Below are 15,165 nucleotides of genomic sequence, written 5' to 3'. Positions count from 1 at the left end.
TTTATATAATCATTCTTTACCGGCATTCTTGATAATATCTTCTTGGACATTACGAGGAACGGCTTCATAATGGTCAAAGAACATCTGGAATGTTCCACGTCCCTGCGTTGCCGAACGCAAAGTCGTTGTATAACCAAACATTTCAGCTAAAGGAATCTTGGAAGTAACAGTAACAGTATTTCCATGAGTTTCCTGGTCTTCAATCATTCCACGGCGAGCCGAGACATGACCCATCACATCACCAAGGTTATCAATCGGACTAACAATAGAAACCTTCATAATTGGTTCAAGAATCACAGCACCAGCCGTCTTAGAAGCTTCGCGCAAAGACATAGAAGCGGCGATTTTGAAAGCTGCTTCGGAAGAATCAACTTCATGATAACTACCATCATAAAGTTTGGCCTTCAAATCAACCAATGGATAACCAGCCAAAGGACCGGACTGCATTGCTTCCTTTAGACCCTGCTCAACAGCCGGGATGTATTCACGGGGAACAGCACCACCGACAATTGCATTATCAAATTCAAAACCTTTACCTTCATCGTTAGGCGAGAACTCAATCCAAACATCACCATACTGACCTTTTCCACCAGACTGGCGAATATATTTACCTTGAGCTTGAACTGTCTTTGTGAAGGCTTCACGGTAAGCAACCTGTGGAGTACCAACGTTAACATCAACGTTAAACTCACGACGCATACGATCAACCATGATATCAAGATGTAACTCACCCATTCCGGAAATCAAAGTTTGACCGGTTTCCGAATTTGTTTCAGCGTGGAAAGAAGGGTCTTCTTCAGACAATTTCTGCAAAGCTTCGGCCATCTTTTCCTGGTCGGCTTTAGTCTTCGGTTCAACAGCCATCTGGATAACCGGATCAGGAAATTCCATCGATTCAAGAACAAGCGGACGATCAACCGAAGTTAACGAATCACCGGTTGAAGTGGCTTTTAAACCAATTGCAGCTGCGATATCGCCGGAAAAGACCTCATCGATTTCACGACGAGTAATTGCATGCATTTGTAGCAAACGACCAACACGCTCACGAGTATCCTTAGTCGTATTTTGAACATAAGAACCGGACTTTAAAGTACCTGTGTAGACACGCAAGAAGGTTAAACGGCCAACATAAGGATCAGTCATAATTTTGAATGCCAAAGCAGCAAAGGGCTTCTTGTCGTCGGCTTTCAAATCGACTTCATCGCCGGTATCAGGATCAGTTGCGGTATATGGGCGAACTTCAAGCGGCGACGGCAAATAATCAACGACAGCATCCAACAAAAGTTGAACACCTTTATCTTTATAAGCTGATCCAGCCAAAACCGGATAAAACTTCAAAGCAAGAGTTGCACGACGAATAGCCGCTTTTAAGTCATCGACAGTGATTTCTTCTTCACCAAGATACTTTTCCATCAAAGAATCATCAACATCAGCAACCGCTTCGATCAATTCGTCACGTTTTTCTTCAACTAAATCTTTTAGGTCATCGGGAATTGGACGCTTTTCCCACTCAGTTCCCAATTTATCGTCGGGATACCAAGCTTCTCGCTGAATTAAGTCGATTACACCGGCAAAATCATCTTCTGCTCCAATCGGCCATTGGATAGCTTTGGCATTAACATCCAAGCGCTCTTTTAACGAATCAACCGACATTTGAAAATCGGCACCCATTTTATCCATCTTATTAACGAAAACAAGACGAGGAACAGCATAGGTGGTCGCCTGACGCCAAACGGTTTCAGTCTGTGGTTCGACACCGGCAGCTCCATCCAAAACGGCAATCGCTCCATCCAAAACACGCAATGAACGTTCAACTTCAATCGTGAAGTCAACGTGTCCAGGGGTATCAATGATGTTAACACGATATGGAGTATCTTTCCATTGTTCATGAAAACCATGCCAAATCGCAGTGGTTGCTGCTGATTGGATAGTAATTCCACGTTCCTTTTCCTGATCCATGAAATCCATTTGTGAAGCGCCATCGTGGGTTTCACCAATTTTATGAATTTTTCCCGTGTAATAAAGAATACGTTCAGTCGTTGTCGTCTTACCGGCATCGATATGAGCCATAATTCCAATATTGCGGGTCCTGTCTAGAGGGAATTCACGAGTATCCATATAATCTCCTTCTTAATTACCAACGATAATGGGCAAAGGCACGGTTGGCCTCGGCCATCTTATGAGTATCATCGCGTTTTTTAACTGAAGCTCCGGTACCGTTGGCTGCATCCATGATTTCTTTTGAAAGACGTTCTTCCATCGTCCGTTCGGAACGCAAGCGTGCATACTGAACAATCCAACGAAGGCCTAGGGTTGTTCGGCGCTCGGGACGAACTTCGATAGGAACCTGATAGTTGGATCCTCCAACACGGCGAGCCTTGACTTCAAGGACAGGCATGACATTTTCCATTGCTTGCTGAAATACTTCCACCGGATCATTACCAGTCTCGGACTGAATACGATCGAAAGCTTTATAGAGGATAGATGAAGCAGTTCCACGTTTTCCATCAAGCATTAACTTGTTGATCAAACGACTAACAAGTTTTGAATTATAAATTGGGTCTGGCAACACTTCTTGTTGCTTTGTATAAGCTTTTCTAGGCATTGGTCTACTCCTTTACTTCTTTGGCCGCTTTGCGCCATATTTTGATCGTCCGTTCATACGGCCTTCAACTCCGGCGGTATCAAGGGCACCACGAATAATGTGGTAACGAACACCAGGAAGATCCTTAACACGTCCTCCACGAATTAAAACAACAGAGTGTTCTTGAAGGTTGTGGCCAATTCCTGGAATGTAGGCAGTAACTTCATACTGGTTTGAAAGACGAACACGAGCATACTTACGAAGAGCCGAATTGGGCTTTTTAGGTGTCATTGTTCCGACACGAGTAGCAACACCGCGTTTTTGCGGAGCAGTATTGTTGGTTTGTTTTCTGGACATAGAATTATATCCAAAGTTCAAAGCTGGAACCTTGGACTTGAAAGTCCTTGGCTTGCGAGGCTTGCGAACTAATTGGTTAATAGTTGGCATATATTTCTCCTAAATAATTGATAATACTGGGTTTTTCTTGCTTTTTTTATGGCCTGTCCACAGTACCAGGCGTGTCCTCAATTGGACTTTAAAAAATGCTTTTAACCGCACAAAAGCGCAAGAAAGCACGTAAATAGTGTATAACATCCCCGGCGAACCGTCAACTATAAGCAAAGGTCGAACTCAAAAATAGATATTTTTAATATCGAATATTTTAACCTAAAATAAATGTATGAATAAGCAGCCTTTGGCCTTTCGAATGAGGCCTAAAAAAATTGAAGATGTAGTTGGCCAACAGCACTTAATTGGCAAAGGAAAAATAATTTGGCGGATGGTACAGGCACACCGTCTTTCTTCTATGATACTGTACGGAGAACCAGGAACCGGGAAAACATCGATCGCCTCAGCAATTGCCGGCTCGACGGAATTGTCCTTTCGGATCTTAAATGCTGCAACAGATGGAAAAAAAGAACTTCAAGAAGTTGCAGAAGAAGGAAAAATGTCAGGCTCGGTTATTTTGCTGCTTGATGAAATTCATCGATTGGATAAAACAAAGCAGGATTTTCTTCTGCCTCACTTGGAATCGGGAAGAATTGTTTTAATAGGCGCAACCACCGAAAACCCTTATTTATCAGTCACACCGGCGATTAGATCGCGAACACAAATTTTTCACGTCGAAGCACTTTCGGAAAAAGATATCAAAACTGCGATCAATCGCGCTTTATCGGACAAAGAAAACGGATTGGGAAATTACAATATCAAATTGGACGATCAGGCAAAAAATCATCTCTCAACAGCAACCAACGGAGACTTGAGAAGCGCTTTAAACGGCTTAGAACTAGCAGTTTTATCGACTAAAGCAGTTGGAAAAGAAAAAGAAATTCATATTACTCTACCAATTATTGAGGAAACCATCCAACGAAAATCAATGTCCGGCGACAAAAATGGGGACGCTCATTATGATGTCATTTCCGCTTTTCAAAAATCAATTCGCGGATCAGATGCGGACGCCGGTATTTATTATCTTGGAAGAATTCTCGAAGCCGGCGACCTGACAATTGCTGCTCGTAGGCTTTTAGTGATCGCTTACGAGGATGTTGGCTTGGCTAATCCCAATGCAGCTGCCCATGCAGTCCAGGCCGTCACAGCAGCTCTTCAACTTGGCCTTCCCGAAGCAAGAATTCCACTGGCCAACGCAGTCATCGAACTAGCATTGTCGCCAAAATCAAATTCTGCTTATGGAGCAATCAACAGTGCCATTGGCGACATCGAAAAAGGTAATACCGGAGATGTACCGATTCACTTAAAAAATACAAGAAATTGGGGAAAAACAAAGAATCAACAAATCGATTATTTATATCCACATGATTTTCCAAACGACTGGGTAGCCCAACAATATTTGCCCGACAAGATAAAGAATAAAAGATATTTTGCGGCCAAAGGAAATTCTAAATTCGAACAAATCTTATCCGAAACGTATACCAAATTAAAAGAAAACCAACAAAACGGTCTAAAAAATTGAAACAGTTGATTACAGTAAAACAAAATTCCACAAAAGAATTAATAATTAAAAAGTCGCGCTTCATTGCTGATATTTACCCGCTCAAAGAAGAACAAGAAGCTAAAAAAATCATCGAAAATGTTCGGAAAAAAAATCCGAACGCCAACCACGTTGTTTTCGCTTACACAGTTGGCCTTAATCGGGAAATCCAAAGAATGTCCGATAATGGAGAGCCTGTTGGAACTGCCGGAAAACCGGTTTTGGACGCAATCACAAAAAATAATTTGATTAATGTTTTAATTACCGTCACCCGCTACTTCGGCGGAATAAAATTGGGAGCCGGCGGTCTAATTCGAGCCTATTCCCAGTCGGCCTCCCAAACGATCGAAAATGCCCAACTTGCCACTTTGGTCAATTATGATCGACTTCAATTGATTTTTGACTACTCTTTAATCGACAAGCTTAAATATTTTATAGAAAAACAAAAAGCAGTGGTCATGGAAACCAACTATCAAACAAAAGTCCAAGCGGTGATCTTGGTTGAAACAAGTGACAGTAAAAATTTTCAAAAACGACTGATCGATTTATTTTCCGGAAGAATAATAGTGAAGAAAATAAATGAGGAACCGCGACCATCAATAATCGAGAATGAATGAATTTTTGAGATATCTTAATAAAAAAGTTATCGCTACTTGATGAAAATAAGCAGCTGATATAATATGTATAAGCACTTGGCTGTACGCGTTGGACTTAACTATCAGTTTTTGCCTTACAACTATTGACCAGGGAATAGCGGTGATTGTCTAAGGCAGGCCTTTTCATTTGGACGCCCGCAGCATGATCTTGGTTCCCACCTTTTATTCAGGGGTCAAAATCTGCAAGTCAGCTAACGGCAGCATCGGTGTCGGCATCCGTTTAACGGGTGCTTTTTTTGTAAGCAAAATGTAGAATTTAATTTATGAACATTATCGGAATCATCTTAGCAGGGGTCGATTTGCTTTTAGGATCCTTTTTATTGACTCAACAAAAAAAATTATTGCTCTGGGAAGCAAAAAGATATCCAGAGGTTAAAAAAATGACCCTTTACAACGGGTTAATCCTATTAGTACTCGGGATAATTACGATTGCCGGGATTTTTCTCGGAAATCGGATTACTTTATTAATTTGCGCTATCCTAAGCATGATTTTTGCTTGGAGTTTTCTTTATCAGCTTTATAAATTAATGAATTCAAGTCAACAAAAAAACGGAAATTAATTCCGTTTTTTTAATGCAAATTCTGACGAACCTGAGCTTTCATAAACAAACGAGTCGTATCGTACTCGATATCGTCAATCATTTTGTTATAGGTACTAAAGGCTGCTGTTTGGTATTCGATTAAGGGATTATATTGTCCATAAGACCGAATCATAACCGATTGGCGTAAACGATCCATATCGTCAATGTGCTGCATCCAGTGTTGATCGATCGAACGCAGCATAATTGTTTTTTCAAAATTAACCATTTGTTCTTTGTCTGACAATGCATCCTGTTTTGCAAAAAACTCACGATTAGCCAAATCATACAGCAAAACTTTAATATCATTCAGACTCTTACCATTTAAATCAGCAACCGTTATTTCTCCGGAATTATCCAAAGCATTATCGACAAAATCAACAATTGATAGAAGATCCCAATCTTTTTGCTGACCGGTTGTATGAGCATTGACAACCCGATCGATCGTTCGATAAACCATCGGCAAAAAAATACTCTTCAAAGATTCGGTCGACTTCATGATTTGAGTTCTCTCATCATAGATAATTTCACGCTGTTGGCGCATAACATCATCATACTGAAGGACTTGCTTACGAGTATCGTAATTGTTTCCCTCAACCCGTTTTTGGGCCGATTCGATTGAACGGGAAATCATACGATTCTTAACAACCGAATCATCATTATCAAGATTCATCCGCTGCATCATCTGCTTGATTCGGTCGGCACCAAAACGAACCATCAAATCATCTTCCAGGCTTAGGTAAAAACGAGAAAATCCAGGGTCTCCCTGACGTCCGGAACGACCACGCAACTGGTTGTCAATTCGACGAGACTCGTGGCGTTCGGTTCCAATAACGGCCAATCCGCCAAGATCAGCTACTCCCGGGCCTAACTTAATATCAGTTCCACGCCCCGCCATGTTGGTCGCAATCGTTACAGCACCGCGTTGACCGGCTTGAGCAACGATTTCCGCTTCTTTGGCATTATTTTTAGCATTCAAAACATTATGTTGAATACCTTTTTTATCAAGCATCTGCGAGAGAAGCTCGGAAGTATCAACCGAAACAGTTCCGACCAAGACCGGCTGCCCTTTTTTATAAAGCCGGTCGATTTCATCGACAACGGCATTAAATTTTCCGCGTAAATTAAAATACAAAACATCTGGCTCATCGACTCGTCTGACAGGCTCGTTAGTCGGTACCTGAACAACTTCCATATTATAAATTTCTTTTAACTCTTCTTCTTCGGTTTTAGCCGTTCCAGTCATACCAGAGATTTTTTTGTACATTCTAAAGAAATTTTGCAAAGTGATCGAAGCCAGTGTTGTGCCTTCGCCCTGAATCTCGACGCCTTCTTTGGCTTCAAAAGCTTGATGCAGGCCATCAGACATTCTGGTTCCTTCGGAAATACGCCCGGTAAATTGATCAATCAATTTAACCTCTCCATCGCGGACAACATAATCTTTATCGCGGAAGAAAGAATAGTTAGCCCGCAAAGCAGTTTCGATAAAGTGAGCCAGAGCAACATTTTGATCATCGTACAAGTTATCAATATTGAAGAAAATTTCGGCCTTATGAATTCCCTGATTGGTTAACATTGCAGTCTTTTGTTCTTCATCAACCGTATAATCTTTGTCTTCCCCTTCATCAAGGGTCTTAACAAAACGATCGGCTCTTTGATAGAACATGTTTACATTATCGGAAGAGCCACCAATAATCAAAGGAGTACGGGCCGAATCAATCAAAATAGAATCAGCCTCATCAATCAAGACATAATTCAAAGAACGGACAACCCTTTCTTCCATCGTTTGAGCCATATTGTCACGCAGATAATCGAATCCGATTGCCGAATTGGTTGTATAAGTGATGTCACAGGCAAAAGCAGCCCGTTTTTCATCATTTGGCATTTCATTTAAATTGACGCCAATCGAGAGACCCATGAATTTATATACCTGGCCCATTTCTTCGGCTTGATATTGGGTTAAATATTCGTTAACGGTAACAACATGTACACCATCGCCCGGCAGGGCGTTCAGATAAACTGGCATCGTGGCAGTTAGCGTCTTACCTTCACCGGTCTTCATTTCGGCGATATTTCCACCATGCAAAACGGCACCACCGATAATTTGGACTCTAAATGGATAAAGACCGAGAACGCGTTTATCGGCTTCTCTAACCGCCGCAAAGGCTTCTGGCAAAAGTTGATCGAGTGTTTCACCATTTTTATAACGACTTTTAAATTCGTCGGTCTTAGCCTGTAACTGCTTATCCGATAAAGCAGCCATTTCGTCCGCATGCGCTTCTGTCAAATCAGCTAAATGTTCATATTTATGTAACTGACGTTTTGGATTTTCAATTAACTTTCTAACTGGATTAACCAAATTAACTCCTCTGCCCAAAAAGGCACATTTTCACTGATAAATATTATAGCAACTAAGACATAAATATTCTAACGGGCCAAAGTAATGCTGTTAACTTTTTTTGCTCCAGCTTCATATAATACTGCCGCTGTCTGATGAAGAGTCGTTCCGGTAGTGTACACATCATCGAGCAGCAGCACCGATTTATTTTCGATAGAGGAACCGGTCAAATAAAATAGATTCTCTTTTTTCAAACGTTGACGACGGTTTAATTTTGAAAGCTGTTCTTTTGGCTTAACCTGAAGAATTTTCGTCGACATCCGACTTCTAGCAAAATCAAAAAGACCCGTTACTTGATTAAAACCTCGTATCTGCAATGTTTTTTTACTAATTGGGATCGGAATAACAAAATCAGATTTAATAATTGTATTTTTAAATTTGTCGGACAATTTTTCCAAAAAAACCAGCCGTAATCTATAATCACCAACGAATTTATACTGATGCATAAATTTTTTCATCCAGTCGTTATAACAAATCAAGGAATGATTGGACAGACTAAAATCAAACTTCTTTCGCCAATATAAACAGTCCTGACAAATTTTCTCTGACGTAACGCGTCCACAATCTTCACATTTTTCACCGGAAAGTAATTCGATTTTATTTCGGCACTCCTGGCACAAAGGATTATTCTTAAAATTTGGCCAGATTAAATCGGAAAAATGATGATCAGAATTAAATAAATTGTCGCAAACCAAACAGTTATTGAACATTATTGAGTTGTTTTAGACCTTTTTCATTCATAAAACGAATTTGTCGAGACGCTCGTATCAAAACTTGCGTTTTTTCTTCGATTAAAGCTAAAACCAAACCACTCGGACGATCTTTATTACGGCCGACCCGACCGGCAATTTGAACAATTGCGTTAACTGAAAAAATTTGATTGTCGGCTCCAAGAATAATCACGTCGATTCCCGGAAAAGTTACCCCGCGTTCCAAAATTGTTGTCGTAACAAGAAATTGTATTTTTCGATCCCGCATTTGCTGAACTTTGCTTTTGCGCTCAGGATCGGCCGCATGAACAGACAGTCCCTTGATTTCCGAAAAACTTTCAATAGTTTCTAAAGTATTTTTCAAATCGCTGACCTTTGGGACGAACAGTAAAAATCGCTGACCGCTTTTTTGATATTTCTCGATTTGGATCTTCAATTTTCTTGGCAAACGATTTTTTATTATTTGCTTGCGCCAATCGCCAATTCGTGAAAAAGTTAATTCCGGTAATAAATGTTGGTGAAACCTTAGTGGGAGAAAAGAAGCATCCAACCGCTTTTTTCGGTAGTCATTAATTAATTTTTTTGTTGGTGTTGCTGTTAAATAAATTGTTGAATCAATTTTTTTCCTGGCTCGTAAAGCAGCCGATTCCAGCATCAAATCGCCATGAAAAGGAAAAGAATCGACTTCATCAATAATCAATAAATCAAAGGCCTGCGAAAATTTAAGTAATTGATGGGTTGTTGCCAAAACTAATTTCGTATAATGATACTCTTCCGGCGTATCTCCATATAAAAGCACTAAATCCAGTTTGGAAAAAGCTTTTCTTAAGCGCGGCGCAAGCTCTAAAATGACGTCGATTCTTGGGGAAACAACTGCAACCCGGCCACCCTTTTTAATTACATGATCGATCGCCGGAAAAATCATTTCTGTTTTTCCAGCCCCTGTTACAGCTCAAATCAATCGGTTCTCTTTATTGTTAATCGAAGCAATTATTTCATTAGATACTTTCTGCTGCTGCCGAGTCAGTTGTCCATTCCAATTCAAACAGCTCTCTTGTTTTTTTCCACGAATATCTTCAGCGTGCCAAAAACAGTTTAAACTCGAATTTCGGCCCATTTTTAAACATACAGTACAAAAGTATTCTTGGTCTGGTAAGGAGCAAACAGCCCGTTGTCGGCAGCGCTGACAGTAGCCATTTTTATCAAAAGACGGTAATATTTTGATCCGTTGATCCTCTACTGTTTCAAAACGGGATTTCAAAACAAGTCGACCGTAATAATTCGAAATGGTAGATTGCAAATTTAATCCGAATTTTTGGACAAATTTGTCAGCATAACCCGATAAGGTGTTTGCCAGTCAAGTATTTTAAGTGGCCTCTGATTAATTTCGAGTAAGGTGGTTTTCAAGCCTTGAGCACTAATGTGCTCAAAATAAGTCCCTTTAGGATAAAAATAACGTAAATTCCGATTAAAGCGTTCATTACTACCACGTTCAGCTGGCGTATAAGCATGGCAGTAATAGGTCTTAATACCATATTGTGATTCAAGTGATACTAGCCCACTAAACTCAGTGCCACGGTCCACAGTAAAGCTGTGCACCGGACCATTAAAAGTGGTTAGGAACTTAGTTAGTGCTTCATTAACAGTCGCTGTCGTCCGATCTTTTAACCGGTATGCCCAAAGGAACCGTGATTTTCGATCGATTAAAGTTAATAAAACTGCCTTACTATGCCCACGAGGACCAACGACTGTATCTAGTTCAAAATCGCCGATGCGATTACGTTGATTAATCATCATGGGACGCTGTTCAATTGATCGCCCCAAAGATTGATTATATTTGGATCGTTGGTCAACGTTACGCCGTTGGCGTACGCCATGTTCAGGTAGATCATTCAAGGAGAAACCAATTCTCCCCTGATTTAGCCAATTATAAATAGATTTAGTAGCTAGTTTAAATTCGTGAGCAATCATTCCTGGTGACCAGCTTAGACGTAAATGGTTGAGAATTTTTTGCTTTAACTCATCGCTCAGCTTAGTTTTCCGACCACATCGTGATCGCTTGTATTCGGCATCTGTTTGTGCTAATTCAGCCTGATAAGGTTGACATCGAGATAATTCATAAGAAATTGTTGACGGTGATCGGTTCAGCCGAACGCCCATTTGGATATTGGACAGCCCTAGTTCACAAAAGGTTTCGATTTTAATTCGTTCGGAATAGGTTATACTAGACAAAAGATCAGCTCCTAAAAGATGGGTTTGTGGTAAACACCATTTTAAAGGAAGCTGATCTTTTTTGTCCGAACAGCGTTCGGATTAATTTTACAATCTACCAAATTATCATAAATTCAAGTATTTGCTATCCTTTTCAAAAGCGATGAATAAAACTTTAATTTCTTTAAACGTTTTTAGCCATCCTTTGTTGGTTTCCGGTTTTAAAATTGCTGACATAATCAGCCTTATGCTCACATCCAGATAAAAGATTTTGCAAAAATATTTGTTCAAATATATCAAAAGCGAAAAAACAATTAAAATAACTCTAATAAAAAAACTCCTTGTTGAAAAATTCCGCCAAGGAGCTTTTAAAATTATTTGAGATAAATTTTCAAACCTTTTCAAATTGAGGTTCATTAACAACGCTCCGAATATGTGCTTGCGCAGCAGCCAGTCGTGCAATTGGTACTCGATAAGGCGAGCAGGAAACATAAGTTACGCCAATTTCCTCAAAAAATTCGATTGATTTCGGATCGCCGCCCACTTCGCCACAAACACCGATTGGCAAATCTTTTTTCGTTTTTCTTCCCTTAACAACCGCAATTTTCATTAATTCGCCGACACCTTCGGTATCAACAGTCTGGAAAGGATCAACAGGAAGAATTCCCTCTTTGATATATGCCGGTACAAAAGAACCGATATCATCCCGGGAGTAGCCAAAAGTTAATTGTGTCAAATCATTTGTACCAAAACTAAAGAAATCCGAACATTCTGCGATTGCATCGGCTGTGATGCAGGCACGTGGCATTTCCATCATTGTTCCCACTGTATATTTAACAGCGATATCGTTTTCCGTCGATACTCTATCAATCTGTTTAACCACCAGATTCCGAACCCAGGCCATTTCCTGTTTTGAATTTGTTAACGGAATCATGATGTGAGGAGAAACCTCAACTCCTTCATTATGCAAGCGGACGACAGCGTTCATGATTGCCTGAACCTGCATCTCGTAAATATCCGGGAAGGTAACGGCCAAACGGTCTCCACGATGACCAAGCATTGGGTTTGATTCTTTCAAGGAATCAATCCGATCTTTAAGTTTTTCCGAACTAATTTGTGTCTGTTTGGAAACGACTTCAATTTCTTTTTCATCATGCGGCAGGAACTCATGAAGTGGCGGATCCAATAGTCTGATCGTAACCTCTTTATCGCGGGCCAACTTATAAATTTCGTAAAAATCCCCCTGCTGCATTTGAAGAAGTTTTTTCAAAGGGTCCTTTCGGCCAGCAGCATCTTCAGCCAAAATTAAACGACGCATTTGCAACAAGCGTTCCGGTTTGAAAAACATGTGCTCGGTCCTGGTTAAACCAATCCCGTCGGCATCGAAATCCAAAGCTTTTTGAAAATCCTTTGGTGTATCGGCATTTGTATAAACACCCATTTTGCTGGCTTCTTTTGCCCATCCGAGCAACACGGAAAGTTCGCCTTTGATCGTTGCATCAGTGGTCTTGATTCTGCCTAAATACAAGTTTCCGCTTGTGCCATCGACCGAAACCCAATCGCCTTCGTGAATCAATTGATTCTTAACCTTAGCAACTTTTTTTGATAATCGACTTCTAATTCGTGAGCTCCAACGACCCCAGTCGAAGCCATCCCACGTGCCACAACAGCTGCGTGCGATGTCATACCGCCCCGCGAAGTAACGATTGCCTGACTGACAATCATTCCCTCGATATCTTCCGGAGACGTGTCGGCACGCATCAAAACGACCTTTTTATTATTATCGCTAGCTTGTTTTGCGTCTTGGGCTGTGAAATAAACTTGTCCGCTTGCAGCCCCAGGAGAAGCTGGGAGTCCAGTTGTGAGAATCTCGTGTTGTCGAAGATCCTCTTCTTCAAATTCCGGATGGAGCATTTTCGAAACAGATTCCGGTTCAACCCTAAGCAAAGCCTCTTTTTTACTAAGCAAACCTTCATTAACCTGATCGACGGCAATTTTAACAGATGCCGTCGGTGTTCGTTTGCCACTACGAGTTTGAAGCAAATACATTTTTCCGTTCTCGATCGTAAATTCCAGATCCTGCATATCACGATAATGATTTTCCAGCTTTTTTGCGATATCCAACAATTGTTCATACAAGATTGGCATTGATTCCTTTAGAACAGAGACTGGTTTCGGTGTCCGAATGCCTGCAACAACATCTTCTCCTTGAGCGTTAAGCAAATATTCTCCAAAAAGGCCTTCCTCGCCAGTTGATGGGTTTCTCGTGAAAGCAACTCCCGTTCCTGAGTCCTCTCCATAGTTGCCAAAAACCATTTCCTGAATATTTACCGCAGTTCCGAGATCTTCTGAAATATTATTTTGGCGACGGTAAATCTGTGCCCGATGGTTATTCCAAGAATCAAAAACCGAATTAACAGCTGCTAGAAGTTGTTCTTTTGGATCCTGAGGGAAACCACCATGATCGTAATTTTCGTAAAGATTCTTAAACTTGGCTACAATTTCCTTCAAATCATCAATTGTTAAATCCAGATCCGATTCGTAATTATTGGCAATTTTCGTATCCGTCAAAATTTGATCAAAATCATCCTCCGGAATTCCATCGACAACGTTACCGAACATAGCCAGTAAACGCCGGTAGCTATCGTATGCGAATCTTTCATTACCGGTTAATTCTGCCAATGCAATAACCGTTTGATCATTTAATCCAATATTTAAAATTGTATCCATCATTCCAGGCATCGAAATAGCAGCGCCTGAACGGACTGAAAGTAGTAATGGATGATCTGATCCATTGAATTGTTTGCCCGTCAGCCTGCTTAAGGCACTTAGTGACTGATCAAGTTCTGCCAGAAGCTGTTCACTTAATTCCTGTCTGCGTTGGTAATCGTGACAGGCTTCAGTTGTAATCGTGAAACCGTGTGGAACTGGCAGATCCATATTGGTCATCTCGGCCAAACCGGCGCCTTTCCCTCCCAACAAGTCGCGCATTTTCATATTGCCTTCTGAAAAGTCATATATTTGTTTAGTCATATATTCGCTCCTTTTGAACAAATAATACGTATTATTGGTTCAATATATAATGTATAATATATTCAAAAAAATAGCAAGCGCTTACATTAAATTTATATCAAAAAGCCTTTAAACCGGTCTTATTTCTTAATATGACCTGAATATTGCTTTAATATTTTTTTAAATATGACGTATTTTATAAAAAATTAATGCTTAACAAATATTATAAAAAAGATACAAAAAAGTCCCTTTTTATTTTATTTAAAATTCAAATTCAATTGTTTATTGTTTTCATACCGATTTCGATGAAATGTTGAAAAATTCTGTTTTTGGTTATTTTCCCAATCGCATGACGGCTTGACTGTTTCTCTACCACGGGCAAAGAATCAACCTTATGAAGTAAAAGCAATTTCCCGGCTTCGATAACCGACATATCAGGAGTTGCTGTAATAATATTCGGCATTCTCGTCATTATAATGCTGGCCATCATTGACTGAACATTACTATTATTCAAACTGGCCCGCAAAAGATCTTTTCGGGAAATTAAACCAACCAAATCACCTTTTTCATTGACAACATATAGAGAACCAACATCTTTTAAAAATAATTTCCCGACAGCCACCTGAAGTGTGTCACTAGCCTTAATTTCGGTCGTTGGCAGTAAAATCTCAGAAATAGGCGTCTGATAAATATGATCGTAATCAAAGTTCAATAATTGGTTGCCCTTAAACTCATAACCCACTTTTGGACGGGCATTCAAAATTTCAACCGAAGTTAGAAAACGCAAATCCGGTCTAATTGTCGAAACACTAAGTTCTAAATTACCAGCAATTTTTTCACTGGTCAAAGGGCTGGTTTGTTTCAGCATATTAATAATGCGAGTTTGTCGTTTCGTAAAGTCCATGCTAATAACTCCATAAATATTTTTAATCAAAAATTAGATTGCGATATTACAAGCATAACCGATCCACCTGTTTAATACATACTAGTTATAGCATTAGTGCGTTCTTCATAAAGATTCGAACTGTT

Annotated in this window: 13 protein-coding genes and 1 pseudogene; 3 read left to right on the top strand and 11 right to left on the bottom strand. The window is 40.1% G+C overall.

Annotated features, from left to right (window positions below):
* Window positions 1-9: 9 nt before the first annotated feature.
* Genes fusA through rpsL form a run of 3 tightly spaced genes read right to left on the bottom strand, consistent with a single transcriptional unit; the run spans window position 10 to window position 3,031 of the window.
* Complete coding sequence (fusA, locus tag J3U91_RS03655) at window positions 10-2,118, bottom strand: elongation factor G (protein ID WP_002819197.1); 2,109 nt, start codon at window positions 2,116-2,118, stop codon at window positions 10-12.
* A 16-nt stretch (window positions 2,119-2,134) separates the two neighbouring features.
* Window positions 2,135-2,605, bottom strand: a complete 471-nt coding sequence (gene rpsG, locus J3U91_RS03650; protein ID WP_002816782.1) for a 30S ribosomal protein S7 — start codon at window positions 2,603-2,605, stop codon at window positions 2,135-2,137.
* A gap of 12 nt (window positions 2,606-2,617) precedes the next feature.
* Window positions 2,618-3,031 (bottom strand): 30S ribosomal protein S12, encoded by a 414-nt coding sequence (gene rpsL, locus J3U91_RS03645; protein ID WP_002816784.1) that lies wholly within the window; start codon window positions 3,029-3,031, stop codon window positions 2,618-2,620.
* A gap of 232 nt (window positions 3,032-3,263) precedes the next feature.
* On the opposite strand from rpsL, the gene J3U91_RS03640 reads away from it, so the two are divergent.
* The 3 genes from J3U91_RS03640 (at window position 3,264) to J3U91_RS03630 (ending at window position 5,787) form a co-directional block, all read left to right on the top strand.
* On the top strand, window positions 3,264-4,553 hold the full coding sequence (locus tag J3U91_RS03640) for a replication-associated recombination protein A (RefSeq protein WP_002816785.1): 1,290 nt from the start codon (window positions 3,264-3,266) through the stop codon (window positions 4,551-4,553).
* Entirely contained in the window at window positions 4,550-5,188 is a 639-nt protein-coding gene (locus J3U91_RS03635) for a YigZ family protein (RefSeq protein ID WP_002819198.1), read from the top strand. The genes J3U91_RS03640 and J3U91_RS03635 overlap by 4 nt, the downstream gene beginning before the upstream one ends.
* A gap of 302 nt (window positions 5,189-5,490) precedes the next feature.
* On the top strand, window positions 5,491-5,787 hold the full coding sequence (locus J3U91_RS03630) for a hypothetical protein (protein WP_002819200.1): 297 nt from the start codon (window positions 5,491-5,493) through the stop codon (window positions 5,785-5,787).
* Window positions 5,788-5,797: 10 nt separating this feature from the next.
* On the opposite strand, the gene secA is transcribed toward J3U91_RS03630, so the two are convergent.
* From secA to J3U91_RS03595, 8 genes and pseudogenes are all read right to left on the bottom strand, one after another.
* Window positions 5,798-8,164, bottom strand: coding sequence for a preprotein translocase subunit SecA (secA, locus tag J3U91_RS03625; protein WP_002821513.1), 2,367 nt, complete (start codon window positions 8,162-8,164; stop codon window positions 5,798-5,800).
* 68 nt (window positions 8,165-8,232) lie between these two features.
* Window positions 8,233-8,661: a ComF family protein gene (locus J3U91_RS03620; protein ID WP_226489978.1), complete on the bottom strand. Its 429-nt coding sequence runs from the start codon at window positions 8,659-8,661 to the stop codon at window positions 8,233-8,235.
* A 241-nt stretch (window positions 8,662-8,902) separates the two neighbouring features.
* Complete coding sequence (locus tag J3U91_RS03615; protein ID WP_002819204.1) at window positions 8,903-9,838, bottom strand: helicase-related protein; 936 nt, start codon at window positions 9,836-9,838, stop codon at window positions 8,903-8,905.
* A gap of 27 nt (window positions 9,839-9,865) precedes the next feature.
* Window positions 9,866-10,030 (bottom strand): hypothetical protein, encoded by a 165-nt coding sequence (locus tag J3U91_RS03610; protein ID WP_002819207.1) that lies wholly within the window; start codon window positions 10,028-10,030, stop codon window positions 9,866-9,868.
* Between the two features lie 185 nt (window positions 10,031-10,215).
* Window positions 10,216-11,145, bottom strand: a complete 930-nt coding sequence (locus J3U91_RS03605) for an IS30-like element ISLpl1 family transposase (protein WP_071418214.1) — start codon at window positions 11,143-11,145, stop codon at window positions 10,216-10,218.
* A gap of 105 nt (window positions 11,146-11,250) precedes the next feature.
* Window positions 11,251-11,541, bottom strand: coding sequence for a hypothetical protein (locus J3U91_RS09980; RefSeq protein ID WP_002820355.1), 291 nt, complete (start codon window positions 11,539-11,541; stop codon window positions 11,251-11,253).
* Window positions 11,516-14,157, bottom strand: a pseudogene (gene ppdK, locus J3U91_RS03600) (pyruvate, phosphate dikinase). The gene J3U91_RS09980 and the pseudogene ppdK overlap by 26 nt, the downstream one beginning before the upstream one ends.
* Window positions 14,158-14,410: 253 nt before the next feature.
* Window positions 14,411-15,040 (bottom strand): CBS domain-containing protein, encoded by a 630-nt coding sequence (locus J3U91_RS03595; RefSeq protein WP_002819218.1) that lies wholly within the window; start codon window positions 15,038-15,040, stop codon window positions 14,411-14,413.
* Window positions 15,041-15,165 lie beyond the last annotated feature (125 nt).

The sequence above is a fragment of the Oenococcus oeni genome, from assembly GCF_020510245.1.
Lineage (GTDB): Bacteria > Bacillota > Bacilli > Lactobacillales > Lactobacillaceae > Oenococcus > Oenococcus oeni.
The sequence above is the reverse complement of the archived record's forward strand: the minus strand, read 5'-3'. Positions and strand labels throughout refer to the sequence as shown.